Source organism: Streptomyces graminofaciens (assembly GCF_030294945.1).
Classification (GTDB): domain Bacteria; phylum Actinomycetota; class Actinomycetes; order Streptomycetales; family Streptomycetaceae; genus Streptomyces; species Streptomyces graminofaciens.
Genome location: NZ_AP018448.1, coordinates 11393888 through 11417267 on the forward strand (window position 1 = coordinate 11393888; position 23380 = coordinate 11417267).

Here is a 23380-nt window from a genome sequence, read left to right on the forward strand (position 1 = left end):
CCCGAGCTCCCCACGACGGCGCGGATGGGGCGCCCCGGCGGTCAGTGGAGCGCCGCCGCCCAGTCCTTCGGCACCCGCCCCGCAGGGCCCGGCGCGGGCTGGTCCGCGGGCCTGCTCAGGGGTGGCGCCAGCTCGGGACCCGACTCGTACATCTCGGACGTGTCGTAGTTCCAGAACCATGTCTCGCCCGGCTCGTAGCTGCGGACCAGCGGATGGCCGGTGGCCCGCGCATGCGCCGTCGCGTGCTGCGCCGGCGAGGAGTCGCAGCAGCCGACATGCCCGCACCGAGCGCACCGGCGCAGATGGAACCACCAGCCCCCGACCTCGTCGCACTCCACACACCCGTCCCCGCTCGGCGGCACGGCGGGGTCGATTCCGTCGGTCGTCACGTCCATCACGCCTCCTCGGCGCTGTCGAGGTCGGGCGCGGGCGCCGTCAGCGGCAGAAAGACCTGGAAGCGCGTGTCGCCGGGCCGCGACCGCACCTCGATGTGCCCGTGGTGCTTGTTGACGACGATCCGCCAGGAGATGTCGAGGCCGAGCCCGGTGCCCTGCCCGACCGGCTTGGTGGTGAAGAAGGGGTCGAAGATGCGGCCCCGGATGTCCGCCGGGATGCCCGGGCCCGTGTCCCGGAACTCGACCAGCAGCTGGTCGCGGTGGTCCAGCGCCGTACGGACCGTCAGCGTGCCCTCGCCGCCCACCTCCGCCATCGCCGCCACCGCGTTGTCGATCAGATTCGTCCACACCTGGTTCAGCTCACCGGGATAGGCGGGGATGCGCGGCAGCCCGCGGTCGTACTCCTTCACCACCGCGATGCGCTTGCCGATCTTGCCGGAGAGCATCAGCAGGGTGCTGTCGAGGAGTTCGTGGACGTCGGCGTTCTGGTACGGGGCGCGATCCAGTTGCGAGTACTGCTTGGCGGCGTCGACCAGCTGCGTGATGCGAGTCGTGGAGTCGTCGATCTCGTTCATCAACAGCTCGGTCTCGACCGTGTAGTTGAGCCAGCGGACCGCGCCTTCAAGGGTGTGCTCGTCGACGGCTGCCGCGACCTGGTCCAGCCAGGCGGTGTCCAGCCCGGCCTGTACGAAGTTCGGGGCGAGCTGCCAGCCGCCCGTGATGCCGTGGTCGTCGAGCCAGTCGGTCAGCTCGTCCTCCCGGTCGGCGGCCTCCAGCGCGCTGAGCGGCGTGGCCTTGGAGACCTGCTCGGCCGTACGCTCCTGGAGCTCCACCAGCGATTCGAGGGTGGCGCGCTTGTACGGCCCGGAGGCGATCGCGCCCAGCTTGTGCCGCATCCCGGCCACGCGTTCGCGCAGCGCCGAGGTCGCCCGGACGGCCGCCGCGGCCGGGTTGTTCAGCTCATGGGTGAGACCGGCCGACAACGAGCCCAGCGCCAGCAGCCGCTCACGCTGGTTGATGGTCCGCTGGGTGTTCTGGCTGCCGAAGAACAGGCCCTCCAGCAGATGGACGGCCATGGGGAACCAGTCGCGCATGATCGCCGCGAAGGCGGGCGCGGGCAGCACGAAGAACCGTGAGGGCACGGTCACGCGCATGGAGCCCTTGTACCGGGCCTCGTCCTGCCCGCCGCCCAGATACGCCTGGAAGGCACCCGCGTACACCCCGCGCTGCGAGCTGCGGCTGACCTCCACGTCGTCGCCGCCGACCCGCCGGGACAGTACGACCGTGCCCTCCATGAGCACGAAGAAGCAGGTGGCGGGCTCGCCCTCCTGGTAGACGGGGCCGGGCTCGAAGCGCTCCACCCGGCCCTCGCGGCACAACCGGTCCAACTGCTCCGGGTCCAGCTTCTCGAACAGGAACAGCGTGCCCAGCTCGGCCCGGTCGCACGACATCGGCTGCCCGCTCACGACAGCCCCCCTGCGGTCCTCACGACTGCTCCAGATAGCGGTGCACCAGCATCACGGCCATGGCTCCCTCTCCCACCGCGGACGCGACCCGCTTGGCGGACTCGTACCGCGCGTCCCCGGCGACGAACACGCCGGGCACATTGGTCTCCAGGTGGTACGGCGGCCGGTCCAGCTCCCAGCCGGACGGCGGGCCACCGTCCGGGGCCAGGTCGGGCCCGGCCAGGATGAACCCCCGCTCGTCCCGCAGTACCGTGCCCTCCAGCCAGTCGGTCAGCGGCTGGGCGCCGATGAACACGAACAGCCACTGCGCGTCGACGAGTTCACTGCGCCCGGTCGTCATGTCCTTGAGCGTGAGCTGCTCCAGCTGGTTCTCACCGTGCGCGGCCTCGACGACCGTTCCCGTGCGCACGAAGATGTTGGGCGCCTCGGCGATCTGCTGGATCAGATAGTGCGACATGGACGCCGCCAGGGATTCCCCACGGACGAGCAGGGTCACCGACTTGGCGCCGCGCGACAGATACATCGCGGCCTGCCCGGCCGAGTTGGCGCCGCCCACGATGTACACGTCGTGCCCCTGGCAGCCGGCGGCCTCAGTGAGCGCCGAGCCGTAGAACACCCCGCACCCGGTGAGGTCCGCGCAGCCCGGCGCGTCGAGCTGCCGGTACGACACACCGGTCGCGAGGATCACGCTGTGCGCGGCGACCGCCGAGCCGTCGGAGAAGCGGACGGTGCGTGCGGCCCCGTTCACCTCCAGGCCGCTCACCTGGCGGGCGGTCAGGATCTCCGCGCCGAACTTCGTCGCCTGCCGCCGTGCCCGGTCGGTGAGCTGCGCCCCGGACACCCCGTCGGGGAACCCGAGGTAGTTCTCGATCCGCGAACTCTGCCCGGCCTGCCCGCCCGTCGCCGACCGCTCCACGAGCAGGGTCCGCAGCCCCTCCGACGCCCCGTAGACGGCCGAGCCGAGCCCGGCGGGACCACCGCCGATGACGACCAGGTCGTAGAACTCCGCGTCCGGCGTCGTCGCCAGCCCCACCTTCTGAGCCAGCTCGGGGTCCTCGGGCGCGATCAGCGGCGTACCGTCCGGAGTGACGACGAGCGGCAGCCGCTCCCCGTCCTCCCCGGCCGCCGCGAGCAGCCGCCGCCCCTCCGGCTCGTCGGACGAGAACCAGCGGTACGGCACCTGGTTGCGCGCCAGGAACTCCCGTACGCCCGACGAACGCGCCGACCAGCGGTGCCCGACCACCTTCGTCGTGCCCGCGCAGGTGCGGTCGGCGGCCCGCCACGCCTGGAGCAGGTCGTCCAGGACCGGGTAGAGCTTCTCCTCCGGCGGGTCCCAGGGCTTGAGCAGATAGTGGTCGAGGTCGATCACGTTGATCGCGTCGATCGCCGCGCTGGTGTCCGCGTACGCCGTGAGCAGGACGCGGCGCGCCCCCGGATACACGTCCAGGGCCTGTTCCAGGAACTCGATGCCGTTCATCCCGGGCATCCGGTAGTCGGCGAGGATCACCGCCACCTGGTCCCCGCGCAGCTTCAGCTCGCGCAGCGCCTCCAGCGCGGTCTGCCCGGACTCGGCCCGCACGATGCGGTACGACTCGCCGTACCTGCGGCGCAGATCCCGTGCCACCGCACGCGACACCCCCGGATCGTCATCCACGGTGAGGATCACGTTCCGCGCCGGACCGACCGCCTGAGTCATATGCCTCCCACCCCGAACCGATGCGCCCATCGTATGTTCGAACGTCAAGGTTCGCTCGGTCTGGAAAAAGCAGTGATCCGGCCGTCAGGAACGGCGCGCGGCGAGCACACAGAACTCGTTGCCCTCCGGGTCCGCGAGCGTCACCCACGGCTGCTCGCCCTGGCCGACGTCCGCGTGCCGGGCCCCGAGGGCGAGGAGACGGGCGACCTCGGCCTCCTGGTCGGCGGGGCGGAAGTCCAGGTGCAGGCGGTTCTTGACGGTCTTGCCCTCCGGGACCGGTACGAAGACCAGGCCGGGGAGCCGGTCCGGGGCCGGACGGATCTCGTACTCGTCGGGCGCGTCATTGAGGACCACCCAGCCGAGCGCCTCCAGCCACCAGCGGCCCAGGGCCACCGGATCCGCCGAGTCGATCACTACCTGCTCCCACTCAACGGTCATGGCACGAGCGTAGTGAAGACTGGTCCCGTCAGCTGACCGTTGTATGACACACAGAGAGGTGGCCCCATGCCGACGCGCGCGATCACCGCCGCAGTGGACGGAACGCCCGAGAGCCTCGCCGCACTGGCCTGGGCGGGGCGCGAGGCCGTACGCCGGGGACTGGAGCTGCGCGTCGTGCACGCCTGGCAGTGGCAGCCGCACGCGGCGATCACCGTGGACCGGGACGGCCAGGCCCAGTGGGCGCGGGACTCGCTCGCGGAGGCCGCGCGGACCGTGACCGGGCGGCACCCGGACCTCCAGGTGTCCACCGAGGTGCTGGAGGGCGGCCCGGTCGCGACCCTGGTCGGCGCCGCTGCGGAAGCCGAGACGCTGGTGCTCGGCTCACGTGGGCACGGCGCGGTCGTCGGGTTCCTGGTGGGTTCCGTGGGGCAGCAGGTGATCGTCGAGTCGACGCGTCCCGTCGTGCTCGTCCGCGCCGAGGACGACCCGGCGGGTGAGGCCGCCGGGCGCGAGGTCGTCGTGGGCCAGCAGGGTGGACCGGAGGACAGTGCCGAGACCCTGCGGTTCGCGTTCGAGACAGCGGCCGCCCGCGGTGCCTCCGTGCGTGCCGTCCGCGCCTGGACCCTGCCGCCGGTGTACGCCTACAGCCCGGCCTCGATGAAACTCCTCGACGACGCCGGCGGTCTGGAGCCGTACGAGAAGAACGCCCTCGCGGACGCGCTGGAACCCTGGCGCGAGCGCTTCCCGCAGGTACCGGTCACCCAGCATGTCGAGATGGGCAGCGCCGGGCAGGTCCTGCTGTCCGTCGCCGGGCGGGCCCAGCTGATGGTGGTCGGACGTCGCGCCCGCCGCACGGCCGTCGGCGCCCGCATCGGCTCGGTCGCCCACGGCGTACTGCACCACGCGCACTGCCCGGTGGCCGTGGTCCCGCACGACTGACCCCGGGGCCTGTCGTTCGGATCACGCCTTGGCCGCGGGGCGTGGTCCCGCACGACGGGTCCTGTGTCACATCGCCGTGACGTCGTCCACCGGCGGCGGCAGCACCGCCCGCGCGTTCGGCAGGACGCTGTCGATGTAGTCCTTCACCGCCGTGTCCAGGCCGATGTCGTGCTGGGCGCGCTCGGACAGGTACCAGCGGTGTTCGAGGAGCTGGTGGTAGATCTCCGCCGGGTCCATGGCACCGCGCAGTTCGAGCGGTACGGCGCGGACGGTCGGGCGGAACACCTCCCGCACCCAGCGGTGGGCGAGCACCTCGGGGCGGGCGCCGAGCGGGTCGCCCGGGGCGTAGTCGTCCTGGGTGGCCATCCAGCTCTCCAGGTCGTTCAGCAGCCGGCGGGCCTGGTTCTCCTCGGTGTCCAGACCGGTCAGCCGCAGCAGCTGCCGCTGGTGGTGGCCCGCGTCGACGACCTTGGGCACGAAGGTCACCGTGTCGCCGTTGGAGGAGTGCTCGATCTGCATCTCGGCGACGTCGAAACCGAGGTCGTTCAGGCGGCGGATCCGGCGCTCGATGTAGTGGTACTTCCCGGCCGGGTACACGGAGGTGCGGGTCAGCTCCTGCCACAGCTTCTGGTAGCGGGCGCAGATCTCCATGCCGAAGTCGATCGGGTCGACCGACGGGTGCAGCGCCCCGGACGCCTCCAGGTCCAGCAGCTCCCCGCTGATGTTGACCCGCGCGAGATCGAGGTCGTACTCGCGCTGCCCGCTACTCAACTGCGGATGCAGATCGCCGGTCTCCGCGTCCACGAGATACGCGGCGTACGCCCCCGCGTCCCGCCGGAACAGGGTGTTGGACAGTGAGCAGTCGCCCCACGCGAACCCGGCCAGGTGCAGCCGCACCAGCAGCACGGCGAGCGCGTCCATCAGCCGGTGCATCGTCGCCGGACGCATGGTCGTCTCGAACATCGAGCGGTACGGCAGGGAGCCGCCCAGATGCCGGGTGATCAGTACGGGCTCCAGCCAATCACCGGCGTCGTCGGTGCGGCCGGTGACCACGCCGAGGGCGTCCACGGCCGGTATGCCGAGCCGGTCCAGGTCGCGCAGCAGCTCGTACTCGCGCAGCGCCGGGCGCTCGGCCAGCTCCTTGACCGCCACCACCTCGTCACCGGCACGGGCATAGCGCACCACGTGGCGGGAGATACCGCGGGGGAGCGGTACGAGGTGGTGTTCGGGCCACTCCTCCAGGGGCAGGTGCCACGGCAGTTCGAGCAGCAGCGCGGGGTGTTCCGGGTTGGTGGCGCTGATCTGCAGTGCCATGGGTCCTCTGCCTTCGTTCTCACGGTCGTACGGGTGTGCCGGCGACGGTGGTGCGGTGTGTCGCGCTCGCTGGAGCATCACCGCATTTGAAGGACCGTTTCGTCAACCGTGAGGGGAAGCGCGGAAGGGTGTGGTGAAGGGGTGCGGCGAAGTGCGGGAGATCAGGGCCGGGCGCGCCGGAACACGTCGTCGGCCTCGTCCCAGCTCATGAAGTCCTCCGTTGTGCCGGCGAAGCCACCCCGGTCCGCCCGTGCGGCCGTCGCGTACATCGCGTCGATCTCCGGCCCGTACCGCCGCACGATGGCGTCCCGGCGCAGCTTCATCGACGGCGTCAGCAGGCCGTTGGACGGGGCGAAGGGTTCCTGGAGGACCCGGAAGACCCGGATGGACTCGGAACGGGACACCGTGCTGTTGGCCGCCGCGATCGCGCGCAGCACCTCCTGCCGCAGCGCGTTCTCCTCCCGGGCCTCACGCACCTCCCGGCCCGGCACGTCCCCGGACGTGGCCAGCGCGCCCCGCCAGTGTGCGAGGAACTCTGGGTCCAGGGTGATCAGGGCGCCCACACAGGGCCGGTTGTCTCCCACGACGACCGCCTGGTGGATGAGCGGATGCGCCCGCAGCTGCTCCTCCAGCGGAGCGGGGGCCACACACTTGCCGCCGCTGGTGATGACGATCTCCTTCTTGCGCCCGGTGATCGACAGATACCCCTCGGCGTCCAGCCGTCCGATGTCGCCCGTGGCCAGCCAACCGCCCTGCAACACGGCCCGGGTGCCCCGCTCGTCGTTGACGTACCCCTGGAACAGGGACGGCCCGTTCACCAGGATCTCCCCGTCCTGCGCCACCCGGACCTCCGTACCCGGCAGCGGACGCCCGACGGTCCCGAACTTCTCCCGGCCCACGGGCTGCGCCGTGATGCCGCCCCCGGTCTCCGTGAGGCCGTAGCCGTCGTGGAGGAAGATGCCGATGCCGGCGTAGAAGAGCGTGAGGTCACGGTTGAGGGGGGAGCCGGCCGAGCAGCCTCCCCTGACCCGGCCGCCGAGCGCCGCGCGCAGTTTGCGGTACACGGTCCGGTCGAAGAAGGCGTGCTGGAGACGCAGGTCGACGCCGGGGCCGGGGCCCTGGTCCAGCCGTTGCCGCTCGGTGGCGACGGCGTAGTCCTGGGCCGTGCGCACCGCGCGCTCGAACAGCGGGCCCTTGCCGGTCTGTTGGGCCTTGCGGAGGAAGTTCTTGTAGATCTTCTCGAAGATGTACGGCACGCCGTAGAGGAAGGTGGGCCGGAAGGACAGCAGGGCGGCGGACAGGGCCTGTTCGGTCAGTTCCGGCTCGTGGGCCAGCAGCAGCCCGCCGCGCAGGCACAGCTGCTGGATCATCAGGCCGTAGACGTGGGAGAACGGCAGGAAGGCGAGGATCGCGGGCTGCTGCCCGGGGGCCGCCGCGGTGTGCCGCCACCCGGCGAGCAGCACGTCGCAGGGGGCGGCCAGACTGCGGTGGGACAGCGCGCAGCCCTTGGGGCGCCCGGTCGTGCCGGACGTGTACGCGACGACCGCCGTCGACTCCGGCAGCACGATCCGGCGCAGCGAGTCCACCGTCGCGTCCGGTACCTCCCGGCCCGCCTCCATCAAGTGGGGCAGGGCGTCGGCGTCGAGCTGCCAGACATGCCGCAGCAGGGGCAGCCCGGCGCACACCGAGCCGACCGTCATCACACCCGCCTCGTCCTCGACGACCACGCCCACACAGGACGCGTCCCTGAGGATCCACTCGACCTGGTCGCGCGACGATGTCGGATACACCGGCACGATCTCGGCCCCCACCGACCACAGGGCCACACCGAGCACGGTCCACTCGTCACGGGTGCGCGCCATCACGGCCACCCGGTTGCCCGGCCGGATCCCGGCCGCGACCAACCCCTTGGCCAGGGCCACCACTTCGTCCCGTACCTCGGACGCGCTCACCGGGTTCCACGTACCCGGGTTCTCCTTGTCGCGCCGCGCGATCTGCGGCAACGCCGGATCACGGTGGGCCGTCTCGAAGAGGGAGTCGGCGAGTCCTCCGGCCATCACCGGGGCCGCCGATCGAGCGATGCCGAAGTTGCCCATGCGCCGCTCCCGAGCCTTCCCACGACCTTGCCGATGGTTCCGTCGCCTCCGTGACCGGCGGTGACCGGCCATGGCGCCTGGCAAGGTAGCGCATGCTTCCGGCGACGGTCAGTGGATTCGGCAAGTCGTCTCCGTATCGAGTCCGCCGGAGATCCGGGCCGAAGCCGCACGGCCGGGGAGCGGACGGGACGAGGGAAACGTGGTGGGAGGCCGGGCGGAATCGGCGGGTCCGGGTGGCCCGGAACGTGATGTGCGGCACGTGCCGTGCCCCCGCCCGTGATCCCCTGCGGGAATCGTCGCTGTCCACGGCTTGATCACCGCAAACCAGGGTGGAACGACCTGGTCTCGGGGTCTCTGGCGGGTGTGGCACTGTGGTGCGCGCGGGAGTGGGAGGTGCCCCCGCCGAGGGTAGAGAGGTGGACGGTGCGCGAGCCCAACGTCATCGGCGACTGGCAGGAGTACGACGGCGATCTGGCCGGCCTGCGCGTGCGCGTCCACGGCGTGGAGCGCGCGGAACCCCCCAAGGGACGCGACGACGCCACCGAGGGCCAGACCTACTTCCGCTTCCGGGTGACCGTCGAGAACCGGGGCGCCGACGACGTCTGCGTCCACCTCGAGGACGGCCAGCTCGACATCCGCACCGGCCCCGACGGCGAGAGCGCCTTCCTGGACTGGCGCAACTCCCAGTTCATCGAGGGCTTCGACGTCTACCCGCTGCGCCGCGCCACGGCCGTGCTGTACGCGGCCGCCTCCGAGGCGTGTCTCACCCATCTCGACATCCAGGTGCAGCTCAGGGCCGACGAGGAGTGGGCCGACCGCCATCTGTGGTCGGGCGGGATCGGCATCGGCATCGACGAGGACTTCCTCGACCCGGCCACGGGCACCGCCCGCGAGGGCATCGCGGGGCAGGTGAGCGCCTTCCTGCACGAGGAGGCGGAGCGGGGCGCGGGCTGAGGGAGCCCGCCCACCCCGTGCCGGACGAGCAACGTAACGGATGGTCGAAATCCGGCCATTGTGCAAAACGTTTTGGATATCTAGCTTGTCCGGCATGAGCGACAGAACGCCCCTGTCGGCAGGCTTCCCCACGCCCGAGCCGACCCGCCGCCTCCTGATCCGCGGCTGCGATGTGCTGCGCGTCCCGGCCGAGGGCGAGTGCGAGGTGCTGCGGGCGCGGGACATCGTGGTCGCGGACGGCGTCATCGAGGCCGTATCCCCGACCGGAAGCGCCACCGAGACCGAGGCGGACGTGATCGACGGCCGCGGCCTCCTCGCCGTCCCCGGCCTGGTCAACGCGCACACGCACAGCCCGATGGTGCTGATGCGCGGCGCCGCCGAGGACGTCACGGTCGAGGGCTGGTTCAACGACCGCGTCTGGCCGATGGAGAGCAACCTCACCCCCGACGACGTACACGCCGGCGCCCTGCTGGCCTGCGCCGAGATGATCCGATCCGGCGTCACCGCCTTCGCCGACCACTACTTCTTCCCCGAGCGCATCGCGGACGCCGTCGCCGAGACCGGCCTGCGCGCCGACATCGCGCCCACCTACTTCAGCAGCCGGGGCCAAAAGGCTTTGGAGGAGACCGTCGCCTTCGCCGAGGCCCGGCACGGCGACGCCGACGGCCGGATCACGGTCTCGCTCGGACCGCACGCCCCGTACACCGTCGACGACAAGGACCTGCGCGCCCTCTCCGACCACGCTCGACGGCTCGGCCTTCGCCTGCACATCCACGCCGCCGAGCACCTGGAGCAGACCGAGTCCAGCCTTCAGCGGCGCGGCATCACCCCCATCCGGGTCCTGCACGAGACCGGCGTGCTCGACGCGGGCGCCCTCATCGCGCACGGCTGCGGCATCGTCGAGCAGGACCTGCCGCTGCTGGCCGAGCACGCCGCGACGACCGCCGTGGCCTGCTGCCCGAAGGTGTACCTCAAACACGCCCTGTCCCCGCTCACCCCGGTCCGCGACCTGCTGGACACAGGAGTCGGCGTCGCGGTCGGCACCGACGGGGCCGCCGGGCACAACACGCTCGACGTGTGGGAGGCGCTGCGGCTGGTCGCGCTGACCCAGAAGCAGGCCGTACGGGACGCCACCTGGATGACCGTCTCCGACACCCTGCGCCTGGCCACCCGGGGCGGCGCCCGCGCGCTCGGCCTCCAGGACCGGATCGGCGCCCTGGAACCGGGCATGCGGGCCGACATCGTCCTCACGGATCTGACCGGCACGCACTGCCGTCCACTGCACGACGCGCGTGCCGCCCTCGTCTACAGCGCCCGCGCCAGTGACGTACGCACGGTCGTCGTCGACGGGCGCGTCCTCATGCGGGACGGCCGACTGCTGACCGTGGACGAGAGCGCCCTGCTCGTGGACGTCGACGCCCGGGTGGCCCGCATCCTGGACACCTCCCACGGGAGGGCGGTGCAGCACTATGACCCGTGAGCACCTCGGGGACCGTTCGGTCGTGCGCAGGCCCGCCTCCATCAAGGACGTGGCCGCCGCGGCCGGGGTAAGCCCCACCACCGTCTCGCACGTCCTCAGCGGCAACCGGCCCGTCAACGAGGACACCGCCGCCCGTGTCCGCAGTGTCGTCAACCGCCTCGGCTACGTCCCCGCCTCGCTCGCCCGCAGCCTCCAGGCCGGCTCCACCTCCGTGATCGGCCTGCTCATCCCCGACATCAGCAACACCTTCTTCGCCGAGCTGGCCAAGGGCGCCGAGGACGCCGCCCACGACCTGGGCTACGGGCTGATCCTCTGCAACACCGAGTTCGACGCCGACCGCGAGGACCGCTATCTCGGCATGATCCGCAGCCGGTTCATCGACGGCATGGTGTACGCCTCCGGATCGCCGCCCTCCCGGCGGAGGCTGGAGGCGCTGATGGGCAAGTTCCCGATCGCCCTCGCCGACGAGGAGGTCGACGGACTCCAGGGCGCCCTCATCGCCACCGCCGACCACGAGGCGGGCGGCCGGCTGGTCGGCGAACATCTGCGCGAACTCGGTCACCGCCGGGCCCTGATGCTCACCGGCCCGCGCGCCCTGAAGAGCGGCGCCGACCGGGCGAACGGCTTCGTGAAGGCCTTCAAGGGCAAGGTCGTCGAACGCGTCGGCGACTTCAAGGAGGCCTCCGGTCACCGACTCGTCGCCGGACGCCTCGAAGAGGGCCGCCTGGACTGCACGGCCGTCTTCGCCGCCAACGACCTGATGGCCTTCGGCGCCCTCACCGCGCTCCGCGAGGCCGGACTCTCCGTCCCCGGAGACATCTCGGTGGTCGGCTTCGACGACATCCGGGCCGCCTCCCTGATCCACCCGCCCCTGACCACCGTCCACCAGCCCGCCTACGACGTGGGCCGCACCGCCACCGCGCAACTCCTCCAGTACGTCTCCCGAGGAGAGGTCCCGCCCGCCTCCCGGCACACCCTCCCCGTCGAACTCAAGGTCCGCGCCAGCACGGCACCGCCTGCCCGCTGACGTCCCCTTTCTCCCGATCTCCCGACCGGCACGGTGCGCCGCCGTGCCGCGCCGCCCCCGTGCCCGAAAACCCTCTCCCCGAAAGGAGCTCCGCCATGCCCAGAGTCCTCGTCATCGGCGAGTCCTGGTTCACGTACACCGTCCATCAGAAGGGCTTCGACGCCTTCCACACCGCCGAGTACACCGAGGGCGGCGGCGTCTTCCTCGACGCGCTGCGCGCACGCGGCCACGAGGTGACGTACGTGCCCTCGCACGAGATAGCGACGCGGGTGCCGGACACGGCCGACGGGTTCGACGCCTACGACGTGGTCGCCATCAGTGACGTCGGCGCCAACAGCTTCCAGCTCCCGCCCCAGACCTTCGGCGCCTCCGTCCCCGCCCCCGACCGCTCGGAACTCGTACGCGCCTTCGTGGAGCGCGGCGGCGGGGTGCTGATGATCGGCGGCTACCTCACCTTCAGCGGCATCGACGCCCGCGCCCGCTGGGGCCGCACCCCGCTCGCCCCCGCCCTTCCCGTGCTCATGGTCGACCGCGACGACCGGGTCGAACTCCCCGCCGGAGCCGTCCCCGAGGTGGTCGGCGAGCACACGGTCGTACAGGGCCTGGAGCGGTCCTGGCCCGCGCTGCTCGGCCTCAACGAGGTCACCGCACGGCCGGAGGCCACGCTGCTGGCCGAGTGCGCCGGGCACCCGCTCCTCGTCGTCGGCGACTACGGCGACGGCCGCTCCGGCGCCTTCACCTCGGACGTGGCTCCGCACTGGGCACCACCGCCGTTCCTGGCCTGGGACGGGTACGCGGAGCTGTGGGACCGGCTGGTGCGCTGGCTGGCGGGGGCGGAGCTGTGAAGCAGGAGACGACCACCACCCGTACACCGCCGACAGGTACTCCCCACATCGCCGCCGCACCCGGCGACTTCGCCCCGCTCGTCCTCATGCCGGGGGACCCCCGTCGCGCCCGCCACATCGCCGAGACGTTCCTGAAGGACGCGCGCCAGGTCACCGACGTACGCGGCATCCTCGGCTACACCGGGACCCACCTCGGCGTACCCATGTCGGTGCTCGCGTCCGGCATGGGCATCCCCTCGATGTCGATCTACGCGACGGAACTGTTCCGGCACTACGACGTCCGCAGGATCGTCCGGGTCGGCACAGCCGGGGCGATCCCGCTCTCCGTCTCCCTGCGGGACGTGATCATCGCCTCCGCCGCCCACACCGACTCCAGCGTGAGCGGACTGCTCGTGGGCGGGGTGACGCTGTCCCTCACCCCCTCCTACCGGCTGCTGCGCGCCGCCGCCGACGCCGCCCGGTGGGAGGAACCCGTCCACATCGGGCCGGTGTTCAGCAGCGACCACTTCTACCTCGACCGCCCGGGCGTCTTCGACGCACTGGCGGGCCGAGGCACCCTCGCCGTCGAGATGGAGGCGGCCGGGCTGTACGCCGTCGCGGGCGCCGAGGGCGGCGAGGCGCTGGCCGTGCTGACCGCCTCCGACCACGTCCGCACCGGCGAGGCACTCTCCGCCGAGGAACGCGAGACGTGCTTCGACCGGGCCGTCCGTATCGCCGCGGCCGCACTTCTGGCCGACGTCTGAATGTCCCGCAGAAGAAATCAAACGGAAACCGGGCAACGTAGCCAAAACGTTTTGCACTTCCTACTGTCGACGCAACCCCACACCGCAAAATATCCGATGATCAGGAGATCGATGATGAGATACGGAAGAAGCGCCGCCGTCATGGTGGCCGGGATGCTCGCCCTTACCGCATGCGGCGGATCGGGCGGCGACGACTCCACCGCCGCCTCCTCCGGAAAGACCCGTATCAAGCTGGTCGTCAACGGAGGCCTCGGCGACAAGTCGTTCTTCGACTCCGCCTACGAGGGGCTGAAGAAGGCCGAGAAGGACCTCGGTTATGAGCTGAAGGTCGTCGAGCTGGGCTCGGACCGCACCAAGTGGGAGCCCGGTTTCGAGGACGCCGCAGCGGCCGACGACTACGACATCCTCGCGGCCGGAACCTTCGACGTCACCGACTACATCGGCGATCTCGCTCCGCAATACCTGGACAAGAAGTTCTGGGTCTTCGACTCGGCCGTCGACTACAGCGGAAAGAACGGCACCTGTTCCAACAAGTGCGAGAACGTCTACTCCGTGACTTTCCAGCAGAACGAGGGCGGATATCTCGCCGGATTCCTCGCCGAGAAGCTGGTCGCCGAAAAGGCCCTCAAGGGCGCCGAATCGCAGAATAAGGCCGGCGTGATGGGCGGTGTGAAGATCCCCGTCATCGAGGACTTCGTCGTCGGCTTCAAGGCGGGATTCAAGGCCGCCGGCGGAAAGAACTCCGATGTGCTCGTGCAGTACGTCGGCGGCGACAAGCCGTTCGGCGACCCCGCCAAGGGCAAGGAGATCTCCACCGCCATGTACGGCCAGGGTGCTGCCCTGGTGTGGCCGGTCGCCGGTCTCTCCGGCCTCGGCACCTTCGAGTCCGCCGTCACCGCCGCGCGCTACACGTTCGGCGTCGACTCCGACCAGTACCGGACCCTCACCGACCAGGCACAGAAGGACACCGTCGTCACCTCCATCCTCAAGAACGTCGGCAACGCCCTCTACAAGGCCGCGGACGCCGACAAGAAGGACTCCCTGAAGTACGGCGCCGTCGACACCGTCGGTCTCGCCGAGGACGCCGTGGGCTATGTGGACGACGACCACTTCCGGGAGCTGGTCCCGGAGAAGATCCGCACGGAACTCCAGGACGCCGCCGACAAGGTGAAGTCCGGCTCCGTCACGGTCCCCAGCGCCTTCTGACACCCACTGACCCGATCCCTGAACGGCCTTGAGATGAACGAGTCATGGGACACGGCCGGACCGGCCGTCGCCGCCCGCGCGGTCACCAAGACCTACGCCAACGGCGTGCGCGCGGTCCGAGGTGTGGACCTCGCTGTCCCGCCCGGTGAGATCCGCGCGGTCGTCGGAGAGAACGGCGCGGGCAAGTCCACGCTGATGAAGATGTTCTACGGCCTGGAGCAGCCCACCTCGGGCGAGATCGCCATCGGCGGCAGACCCCGTGTCCTGCGCGGCCCCGCCTCCGCGATCGCGCTCGGCGTGGGCATGGTCCACCAGAACCTGATGCTGGTGCCCTCCTTCACCGTCGCCCAGAACGTCGTCCTCGGCGTCGAACCCGGCCGCCGGGGCATGGTCGACACCAAGGCCGCGATCGAGACGACCGCCAGGCTCGCCGAGGAGTCCGGGCTCGCGGTCGACCCGAGGGCCCGCGTCGACGAGGTGTCCGTCGGCATGCGGCAGCGCGCCGAGATCCTCAAGGCGCTCCACCGCCGCGCCCGCGTCCTGGTCCTCGACGAGCCCACCGCCGTGCTCACCCCGCAGGAGACCGAGGACCTCTTCGCCGCCGTACGACGGCTGCGCGACGGCGGCATGACCGTGCTGTTCATCTCCCACAAGCTGCGCGAGGTGCGGGAGATCAGCGACACGGTCACCGTGATGCGCGCGGGCACCCTGGTCGGCACCGTCCCCACCGCCGACGCCACCGAACGCTCCCTCGCCGCCATGATGGTCGGCCGCGACCTCACCCTCGACGTGGCCCGCACCCCCGCCCGCCCCACCGAAGTCACCCTCCGGGTGAGGAAGCTGCGGTACGCGGCCCCGGTCGGCCAGTCCCTGCACGACCTCGACTTCGACGTCCGCGCCGGGGAGATCGTCGGCGTGGCCGGCATCGAGGGCAACGGGCAGAGCGAACTCGCCGAGATCCTCGCCGGGCTGCGCCGCCCCACCGACGGCACGGTCCGCGTCGGCGACACCGACACCGCCGGGCTCGACGTCGCAGGCCACCGCCGCGCGGGCATCGGATACGTCCCCGAGGACCGCCTCCACAACGGCGCCGCCCTGGACGAGTCGATCGCCGACAACCTCGTCGTCGACCGACACACCCGCCCACCCCTCGCCCGGCACGGCATCCTGCACCCCAAGGCCGTACGCGCCCACGCCGAGCAGCTGATCGACGACTACGCGATCCGCACCCCCGACCCGGCCGTCCCGGTCCGCGCCCTGTCCGGCGGCAACATGCAGAAGGTGATCGTCGCCCGCGAACTCTCCGCCGGACCACGACTGTTGATCGCCTCCCAGATCACCCGGGGCGTGGACATCGGGGCCATGCGGTTCATGTACGAGCGCGTGGTCGAGGCCCGGGACGCGGGCGCCGCCGTACTGCTGATCTCCGCCGACCTCACCGAACTGCTCGCCCTCTCCGACCGGCTGCTCGTCCTCAAGGACGGCCGCCTCGTCGCCCGCTTCGACGACACCACCGGCCTCACCGAGAAAAAGGTCGGCCTCTACATGCTCGGCGTCGAGCACCACGACCGGGAGCGGCTCACCGCCGGACTCGACGACGCGGAGGACGCCGTATGACCACGACCCTCATCGAGAAGGAGGACCGCCGCGAGTACCGCGCCACCCGGCGCCGCGACCTCGCCGTGGACCTCGGCATGACCCTGGCCACCATCCTGGCCGCCCTGATCATCGGCTTCCTCGTCATACTCGCCACGGGCAAGGACCCGGTCGCCGCGTACGAGGCCCTCCTCACCGGCCCGCTGGAGCGCTCCTTCCGCGTCGGCCGCTGGCTGGAGGACGCCACCACCCTCATCCTCCTCGGCCTGTCCGTCGCCATCCCCTTCCGGGCCCGCCAGATCAGCCTGGGCGCCGAAAGCCAGCTGTACGCAGGGGCGTTGGCGGCAGCCGCCGTCGCGATCCTCCTGCCGCTGCCACCGGTCGCGGCCGTCATCCTTCCGCTGGTCGCGGCCGCCGCCGCGGGGGCCGGCATGGGCTTCGTACCGGGCTCCATGAAGGCCCGCCTCGGCGCCAACGAGATCGTCGCCACGCTGATGCTCAACGCCATCGTCGTCCGCGTCTACGACTACCTGGTCAACGGCCCGCTCAAGCAGCCCGGCAGCAGCGCCGTCCACTCGAAGCCCATCCAGCCGGACTCGGCGCTCACCCCGCTCACCGACTGGTTCGGCGTCCCGCTCGGCCGCGCCAACATCGGCTTCGTCCTCATGCTGCTGACGGCCGTCGCCCTGTGGCTGCTGATCACCCGCACCCCGCTCGGCTACCGCATCCGCATGACCGGCTCCAACCCCGACTTCGCCGAGTACGGCGGCATCCGGGTGCCCCGTGCCATCGAGTGGAGCTTCGTCATCGGCGGCGCCGTCGCGGGCCTCGCCGGAGCCCACCTCGTGCAGGGCGTCTACGGCCGCCTCGAACCCGGCCTCGCCGGAAGCCTCGCCTTCGAGGGGATCGTCGTCGCCCTGCTGGCCAGGAACAACCCGCTGGTCGTCGTGGTCGCCGGGCTCTTCTACTCCTATCTGCGCGCCGGGGGCGACATCATGGAACAGCAGACGGACGTCGGCACCGAGATCGTCGTCGTCATCCAGGCGGTCATCGTGCTGCTGGTCACCGCCCAGGCCCTGCCCGACCTGCTCAAGCGGCGGCTCATCCGCAAGCAGGTGGGCGCCCGATGAACTCCGTACTCGACGTCGTCCTCAGCAGCGCCTTCCTGGCCGCCGTACTGCGGGTTGCCACCCCGTACCTGCTCGCCGCCTTCGGCGGGCTGGTCGCGGAACGCGCCGGAATCAGCAACATCGCCCTGGAGGGCCAGATGCTCTCCGCCGCCTGCACCGGCGCACTCGTCGCCGGCTACAGCGGCTCGGTCGCCCTGGGCGCACTGTCCGGCGTCGCCGTGGCGATGCTGCTGGGCCTCCTCCTCGCGGCCCTGCGCCTGGAACTGGGCGCCGACGCGATCATCGCGGGCATCGGCCTCAACCTGCTGGCCTCCGGCGCCACCGCCTACGCCGTCTTCAGCCTCCTCGACGACAAGGGCGGCACCTCGGGCCTGAAGAGCGGCACCCTGCCGACCATCCCGCTGCCCGGCATCGAGGACGTCCCGGTGCTCGGAGACGTGCTGAGCGACCAGAACATGGTCACCTGGCTGGCGTTCCTCGCCGCCCCCTTCGTCGCCTGGCTCTTCTACCGCACCCGCTTCGGCTTCCACCTGCGCGCGGTCGGCGAGATGCCGGAGGCCGCCGCGTCGGTCGGCATCCCCGTACGCCGGGTCCAGTACGCGGGCCTCGCCCTCAGCGGCGCGCTCGCGGGCCTCGCCGGGGTGTACCTCAGCATGGGCTACGTCTCGTTCTTCGTCCGGGACATGACCGCGGGCCGCGGCTTCATCGCCCTCGCCGCCGTGTTCCTCGGCGGCCTGCGCCCCTGGGGCGTCTTCCTCGCCGCCCTCGGCTTCGGCGCCGCCGAGGCCCTGGCCGTACAGCTCGGCACCCTCGACGTACCACCCCAGTTGGTCTCGACGATCCCGTACGTCATGACCCTGGTAGCCCTCGCGCTGTACGCCTGGCGTCGCAAGCGCCGGGGCACGGGCGAGCCCGCCCCGGTCTCGCTCTGACGCGCACCGACCTGACTCCTGGAACAGGACACATGCGACACGCACGCGCGCTCGTCGGCGGCCTCGCCGCCACGACCACCCTCTTCGCCGCCTCGCTCCCCGCCTCCGCCTCCGCCTCCTCCGGGCAGGCACCGGACGTCCGGCTCCTGGACACGATCTCCGTCCCGGTCGGCGGCACCGAGCTGGGCATGCCGTTCGGCGGACTGTCCGGCATCGACTACGACCCGGGATCCGGCACCTACGTGGCCGTCAGCGACGACCGCTCGGAGAACGGCAAGGCCCGCTTCTACACGCTCCGGCTGCCACTCGCGGGCGGTGCATTCGCGGGCAGCGCACCGGACGTCGAAAGTCTGTCGGTCCTCGCGGACACCGACGGCGCGCCCTTCGCCGCCAAGACGGTCGACCCGGAGGCCATCCGTTTCACGCCGGGCGCGCGGAGCGTGCTGTGGACCAGCGAGGGCGCGTCGAGTGCGGGGAAGCCCGCGTTCGTGCGGGAGGCGACCACCTCCGGCGGATACGTGACAGAACTCCCGTTGCCGTCGGCGTACGCGCCAGTCCGGTCCGCCTCGGGGACGCTGACCGCCGGCGTCCGCAACAACCAGGCCCTGGAAGGGCTCACCCTCTCCCCGGACGGCGGCAAGGCCGTCACGATCACCGAGAACGCCCTGGTCCAGGACGGGCCGGCAGCCAGTCTGGTCGCCAAGAGCCCCTCCCGGCTGCTGGTGACGGACCGCCGTACGGGCGAGCCGGTCGCCGAGCGCGTCTACGAGGTCGACCCGATCTCGGACGCGCCCACCGCGCCACTGCCGCCGCCGGTCAACACGTACTCGGCGGACCGGGGCGTCTCGGAGATCCTCGCGATCAACGAGACCGACTACCTCACCGTCGAACGCTCCTTCGCCTCGGGCGTGGGCTTCGCCATCCGCGTCTACTGGACCAGCACGCTCGGCGCCACGGATGTCAGGGGCGAGGAGGCCCTGTCCGGCACCGAGACCCCGATGACGAAGAAGCTCCTGTTCGACTTCACCACCACCGGCGCCGACGCCGACAACGTCGAGGGCATCACCTGGGGCCCGACCCTGCCCGACGGCTCCCGCTCCCTCGTCCTCGTCGCCGACGACAACTTCGGCTTCAACGGCAGCACCACCAAGTTCCATCTGCTGTCCGTGCGTTCCGGACTGCTGGCCGCGCGCACCCCCGACGTCAACGGCGACGGCGTCGTCGACGCCCGGGATCTCGCCGCCATACCGACCGCCGGGCGCGCCGGAGACCTCGACGGGAACGGCCGCACGAACGCCAAGGACATCCGCCTCTGGCTGACGTACACGAAGAAGTTCCCGACGGCGTAGGCGGCAGGGCCCCTGCGGAGGCGGTGGTGCGGTCCCGTGTGACCGCCGCTTCAGCAGGGGCCCTGTCGTATGCCGTACAGCTCAATGGCGGTCGGCGCCACCGGTGCCGTGCGCGGTCACGGCCCCAGTTCCTTCAGTACTGACACCACCCGCTTGTCCTGGGCGTCCAGGAACGCGCCGAACTCCTCACCGGTGAGGAAGGCGTCGTCCCAGCCGTTGTGCTTCAGGGACCGCTGCCACTCGGGCGAGTCGTGAAGTGCGTCGAACAGGCGGGTGAGCCTGTCGCGTTCGGCGTCGGAGAGGCCGGGCGGGGCCACGACGCCGCGCCAGTTGGTGAAGCTCACGTCGTAGCCGGACTCCTGCAAGGTGGGTGCGTCCAGTCCGTCGACGCGCTCGGAGCCGGTGACCGCGAGCGGACGCAACTCACCCGCCTTGATCTGGTCCAGGTACTCGCCGACACCCGAGACCCCGAACGCGACCTTGTTGTCGAGGACTGAGGTGAGGAGTTCGCCACCGCCGTCGAAGCGGACGGAGTCGACGTCCTTGGGCGCGATCCCGACGGCCCTCGCCATGAGCATGAGCGCGGTGTGGTCACCCCCGCCGGGTGCGGAGCCGACACCGACCGAGAGCCCGCCGGGGTTCTCCCGCCAGGCGTCGGTGAGGTCGTCCACGGTCCTGTACGGGGAGTCCTTGGCGACCACGACGACCCCCTGCTCCTCCGTGAGCCGGGCGATCGGGGTGATGTCGGCGAGGGTCCTGGGCGCGTCCTTGGAGCGGACGGCCCCCACCACGCCGAGGCCCATGGCCATGACGAGCTTGCCGTTGCCGCGTTCGCCCACCAGGCGGGCCAGCCCGACGGTGCCGTCGGCACCAGGCAGGTTGAACACCTCGACGTCGTGGGTGAGCCCCGCCTCCTGGGCGTTCTTCGCGGCCGTCCGCGCCGTGATGTCGTAGCCGCCGCCGGGCGTGTTCGGCACCATGAAACGCAGGCCCGGGATCTGGGTGCCCGTCTCGCCGCCGCTGCCCGTGGTCACCAGCGGCGGCCCCACGAGCACGAGCACGGCGGCCCCCAGCAGGGCGAGGGGGGTGCGCAGCCGCACGAGTGCCACCACCTGTCGCTACGTCCATGGGCCTGGTGCCGTCGGTCGGGTCATTGTGCCGTCGGATCGCCCGATCGGAGAGTGACCTGTGCCATATCGTGCTCTCGGGTGGGAGGTCCGGCCCACTTACGGAAGCAACGGAGGTTGTGGTCTTTGTGGTCACGGTCTCCGTCACCGTATGAGCACTCTCCCCACACCTCCCTTTCCCCCGGCACACGCGAGCGCCATGATGGGGCGACCCGCCGCGCGAACCGGCACCCGAGCCGCCGTACCCGCAGCAGCAGCCGTACATCGTGCCGGCACGAGAGATTGAGTCCGTCGTGGTCGCCACCTTCCGCCGCCATACCCTCGCGGGCGAGATGCTGGTCCTCCAGCTCGCCATCGTGGTGGTCGTGCTGCTCGCGGTCGCCGCGGTCTCCCTCACACAGTCGGCGGCGACCTTCAACCGGGTCGAGGGCCGCCGGGTCACCGCACTCGCGGAGCAACTGGCCGCCAACCCGCTCGTACGGTCCCGGCTCGCCCAGGCCCTGCCGCAGGAGGCCCTGGCGCCGCTGGTGAACTCCACCCAGACCCAGTCCGGCGTCACCTCGGTGACCGTCGCCGACGCCGAGGGGCGGATCGTCAGCTCCACCGACCCCACCGCGATCGGCGACCGCCTCCCGCGCGGCGAGGGCGCGGCCCGGGGCCGCGGCTGGTCCGGCTCGCTCACGCTCGACGGCACCCGCGAGCTGGTCGCCCAGGTCCCCGTCCTCGGCGCCACGGACGACAACCTCGGCCGCTTCCTCGGCACGGTCATGATCGGCGAGGCCTCCCCGACCGTCTGGCAGCGGCTCAGCGGCGCCTCCTCCTACCTCCTCGCCTATCTGGGCGTCGCCAGCGGCCTCGGCATCGCCGGGTCCTGGCTGCTGTCCCGCCGCGTCAAGCGACAGACCCTCGGTCTCGAGCCCCGCGAGATCGCCGGCCTCGCCGAACACCGCGAGGCCATGTTGTACGGCATCGCCGAGGGCGTGATCGCCCTGGACCCGCAGCACCGGCTGACCCTGGTCAACGAGATGGGCCGCCGCCTGCTCGACCTCCCCGAGGACTGCGTCGGCCAGAGCCTCGCCGAACTCCGGATCGAGGGGCGGCTGCGGGACGTGCTGATGGGCGACCGGGAAGGCGCCGCGGACCGCGACGAGGTCGTTCTGCGCCGCGGCCGCGTCCTGGTCATGAACCGCATGACCGTCACCAAGGACGGCCGCCCCCTCGGCTCCGTCACCACCCTGCGCGACCGCACGGAGCTCGCCCGTCTGGAACGGGAGCTCGGTTCCTTCCGCAGTTCCTCGGAACTGCTGCGCGCCCAGGCCCACGAGTTCGCCAACCAGCTGCACACCATCTCCGGGCTCATCCAGATCGGCGAGCAGGACGAGGTGGTCCGCTACATCCGCGCCCTGAACCAGCGCCGCCAGTCCCTCGACGTCGTCCTCAGCCGCCGCGTCCGCGACACCGCCATTGCCGCGCTGCTGACGGCGAAGGCGTCCCTCGCCGCCGAACGCAAGGTCACCCTGCGGATCTCCGACAGCACCGCCCTCGACCGGCTCGCCCCGGAGGACGCCGCCGACGTGGCGACCGTCGTCGGCAACCTCGTCGACAACGCGGTCGACGCGGCCGCCACCACGGGCACGCCCGACGACCGTGAGGCCTGGGTCGAGGTCGAGCTGTGCCAGGACGCCTCCAGCGTGGAGATCGTGGTCCGTGACTCCGGGCCCGGCGTGGCACCGGAACTCGCCCGCGAGGTCTTCTCGCACGGCTTCACCACCAAGGCCGCCCGGGAGGGCGAACGTGGCATCGGTCTGGCCCTCACCCGGCTGGTCTGCGAACGCCACGGCGGTGAGATCTCTGTGACCAACACCCCCGACGGTGCCATGTTCACCGCACGCATGACCGTCAGTCACCTCGCCGACGCGGTGGCGGAAGGAGTGCCCTCATGACTACGACGCGTACACCCGGCGCGATAGACGTCCTGGTGGTCGACGACGACTTCATGGTGGCCAGGGTCCACCACGCATTCGTCGAACGCGTCCAGCCGTTCCGGGTCGTCGGCGTGGCCAGCACCGGCGAACAGGCGGCCGCCGCCGTCGACGAACTCCGCCCCGACCTGGTCCTGCTCGACCTGTACCTTCCGGACGGGTTCGGCCTCGACGTCATACCCCGGCTGCGCGCCGCCGGGCACGACTGCGACGTCATGGTCATCAGCGCCGCCCGCGAGGCCGACACCGTGCGCGGCGCCGTCCGCCACGGCGTCGTCGACTACCTCCTCAAGCCCTTCGAGTTCGAGGACCTGCGCGGCCGGCTCCAGCGGTACGCCGCCCAGCGCGGCCGGCTGCTCACCACCGTCGTCCGCAGCCAGGCCGACGTCGACCGGGTCATGGCCGGAGCGGGCACCCAGGCGTCGGCGGCCGACGCCCTGCCCAAGGGCATGAGCGTCGAGACCGCCGACCTCATCGAACGCACCCTCCGCACCGCCGACGGCACCCTCTCCGCCACCGAGTGCGCCACCCTCACCGGCATCTCCCGCGTCAGCGCCCGCCGCTACCTGGAGCACTTCCACACCACGGGGAGCGCGGACGTCTCCCTGCGGTACGGGGTGGCGGGGCGGCCGGAGCGGCGGTACAGCTGGCGGGTGTGACGGGGT

General features: G+C 71.4%; 20 protein-coding genes. 13 read left to right on the forward strand and 7 right to left on the reverse strand.

Annotated features, from left to right (window positions below):
- Positions 1–41 precede the first annotated feature (41 nt).
- The 4 genes from SGFS_RS50260 to SGFS_RS50275 form a co-directional block, all read right to left on the reverse strand.
- The gene (locus SGFS_RS50260; RefSeq protein ID WP_286259527.1) at positions 42–395 is read right to left on the reverse strand and encodes a UBP-type zinc finger domain-containing protein; all 354 of its coding nucleotides are present in this window, start codon (positions 393–395) and stop codon (positions 42–44) included.
- A complete protein-coding gene (locus SGFS_RS50265; protein WP_286259529.1) occupies positions 395–1861 on the reverse strand; it encodes an ATP-binding protein in 1467 nt (488 codons plus the stop codon). Before SGFS_RS50265 ends, SGFS_RS50260 begins: the two co-directional genes overlap by 1 nt.
- A gap of 19 nt (positions 1862–1880) precedes the next feature.
- Positions 1881–3557 (reverse strand): NAD(P)/FAD-dependent oxidoreductase, encoded by a 1677-nt coding sequence (locus tag SGFS_RS50270; protein WP_286259530.1) that lies wholly within the window; start codon positions 3555–3557, stop codon positions 1881–1883.
- 84 nt (positions 3558–3641) lie between these two features.
- On the reverse strand, positions 3642–3995 hold the full coding sequence (locus tag SGFS_RS50275) for a VOC family protein (protein WP_286259531.1): 354 nt from the start codon (positions 3993–3995) through the stop codon (positions 3642–3644).
- 66 nt (positions 3996–4061) lie between these two features.
- Between SGFS_RS50275 and SGFS_RS50280 the strand changes: the two genes are divergently transcribed.
- Positions 4062–4934 carry a universal stress protein gene (locus SGFS_RS50280; protein ID WP_286259532.1) on the forward strand — a complete coding sequence of 291 codons (873 nt, stop codon included), beginning with the start codon at positions 4062–4064 and terminating at the stop codon, positions 4932–4934.
- A gap of 66 nt (positions 4935–5000) precedes the next feature.
- Here the strand turns inward: SGFS_RS50280 and SGFS_RS50285 are convergent, their stop codons facing one another.
- Both SGFS_RS50285 and SGFS_RS50290 read right to left on the reverse strand, forming a co-directional pair.
- Positions 5001–6248 (reverse strand): DUF4032 domain-containing protein, encoded by a 1248-nt coding sequence (locus tag SGFS_RS50285; RefSeq protein WP_286259533.1) that lies wholly within the window; start codon positions 6246–6248, stop codon positions 5001–5003.
- Between the two features lie 161 nt (positions 6249–6409).
- Entirely contained in the window at positions 6410–8344 is a 1935-nt protein-coding gene (locus tag SGFS_RS50290) for an AMP-dependent synthetase/ligase (RefSeq protein ID WP_286259535.1), read from the reverse strand.
- Positions 8345–8767: 423 nt separating this feature from the next.
- On the opposite strand from SGFS_RS50290, the gene SGFS_RS50295 reads away from it, so the two are divergent.
- From SGFS_RS50295 to SGFS_RS50340, 10 genes are all read left to right on the forward strand, one after another.
- A complete protein-coding gene (locus tag SGFS_RS50295) occupies positions 8768–9298 on the forward strand; it encodes a hypothetical protein (RefSeq protein ID WP_286259536.1) in 531 nt (176 codons plus the stop codon).
- Between the two features lie 94 nt (positions 9299–9392).
- The gene (locus tag SGFS_RS50300; RefSeq protein ID WP_286259537.1) at positions 9393–10778 is read left to right on the forward strand and encodes an amidohydrolase; all 1386 of its coding nucleotides are present in this window, start codon (positions 9393–9395) and stop codon (positions 10776–10778) included.
- Positions 10768–11805 carry a LacI family DNA-binding transcriptional regulator gene (locus tag SGFS_RS50305; RefSeq protein WP_286259538.1) on the forward strand — a complete coding sequence of 346 codons (1038 nt, stop codon included), beginning with the start codon at positions 10768–10770 and terminating at the stop codon, positions 11803–11805. The genes SGFS_RS50300 and SGFS_RS50305 overlap by 11 nt, the downstream gene beginning before the upstream one ends.
- 95 nt (positions 11806–11900) lie before the next feature.
- Positions 11901–12650 carry a glutamine amidotransferase gene (locus SGFS_RS50310; RefSeq protein WP_286259540.1) on the forward strand — a complete coding sequence of 250 codons (750 nt, stop codon included), beginning with the start codon at positions 11901–11903 and terminating at the stop codon, positions 12648–12650.
- On the forward strand, positions 12647–13393 hold the full coding sequence (gene deoD / locus SGFS_RS50315) for a purine-nucleoside phosphorylase (protein WP_286259541.1): 747 nt from the start codon (positions 12647–12649) through the stop codon (positions 13391–13393). Before SGFS_RS50310 ends, deoD begins: the two co-directional genes overlap by 4 nt.
- Positions 13394–13507: 114 nt before the next feature.
- Positions 13508–14599 (forward strand): BMP family lipoprotein, encoded by a 1092-nt coding sequence (locus tag SGFS_RS50320; protein ID WP_286259542.1) that lies wholly within the window; start codon positions 13508–13510, stop codon positions 14597–14599.
- A gap of 33 nt (positions 14600–14632) precedes the next feature.
- The gene (locus SGFS_RS50325) at positions 14633–16216 is read left to right on the forward strand and encodes an ABC transporter ATP-binding protein (RefSeq protein ID WP_286259544.1); all 1584 of its coding nucleotides are present in this window, start codon (positions 14633–14635) and stop codon (positions 16214–16216) included.
- On the forward strand, positions 16213–17325 hold the full coding sequence (locus SGFS_RS50330) for an ABC transporter permease (protein ID WP_286259546.1): 1113 nt from the start codon (positions 16213–16215) through the stop codon (positions 17323–17325). Before SGFS_RS50325 ends, SGFS_RS50330 begins: the two co-directional genes overlap by 4 nt.
- Entirely contained in the window at positions 17322–18257 is a 936-nt protein-coding gene (locus SGFS_RS50335) for an ABC transporter permease (protein WP_286259547.1), read from the forward strand. The genes SGFS_RS50330 and SGFS_RS50335 overlap by 4 nt, the downstream gene beginning before the upstream one ends.
- Positions 18258–18289: 32 nt before the next feature.
- On the forward strand, positions 18290–19606 hold the full coding sequence (locus SGFS_RS50340; RefSeq protein ID WP_286259548.1) for an esterase-like activity of phytase family protein: 1317 nt from the start codon (positions 18290–18292) through the stop codon (positions 19604–19606).
- Between the two features lie 116 nt (positions 19607–19722).
- Here SGFS_RS50340 and SGFS_RS50345 read toward each other — a convergent pair whose 3' ends face one another.
- The gene (locus SGFS_RS50345) at positions 19723–20706 is read right to left on the reverse strand and encodes a Bug family tripartite tricarboxylate transporter substrate binding protein (RefSeq protein WP_286260427.1); all 984 of its coding nucleotides are present in this window, start codon (positions 20704–20706) and stop codon (positions 19723–19725) included.
- A gap of 320 nt (positions 20707–21026) precedes the next feature.
- On the opposite strand from SGFS_RS50345, the gene SGFS_RS50350 reads away from it, so the two are divergent.
- Together SGFS_RS50350 and SGFS_RS50355 are read left to right on the forward strand one after the other, a co-directional pair.
- Positions 21027–22676 (forward strand): sensor histidine kinase, encoded by a 1650-nt coding sequence (locus tag SGFS_RS50350; protein ID WP_286259549.1) that lies wholly within the window; start codon positions 21027–21029, stop codon positions 22674–22676.
- Positions 22673–23374 (forward strand): response regulator, encoded by a 702-nt coding sequence (locus SGFS_RS50355; RefSeq protein WP_286259550.1) that lies wholly within the window; start codon positions 22673–22675, stop codon positions 23372–23374. Before SGFS_RS50350 ends, SGFS_RS50355 begins: the two co-directional genes overlap by 4 nt.
- Positions 23375–23380: the final 6 nt, after the last annotated feature.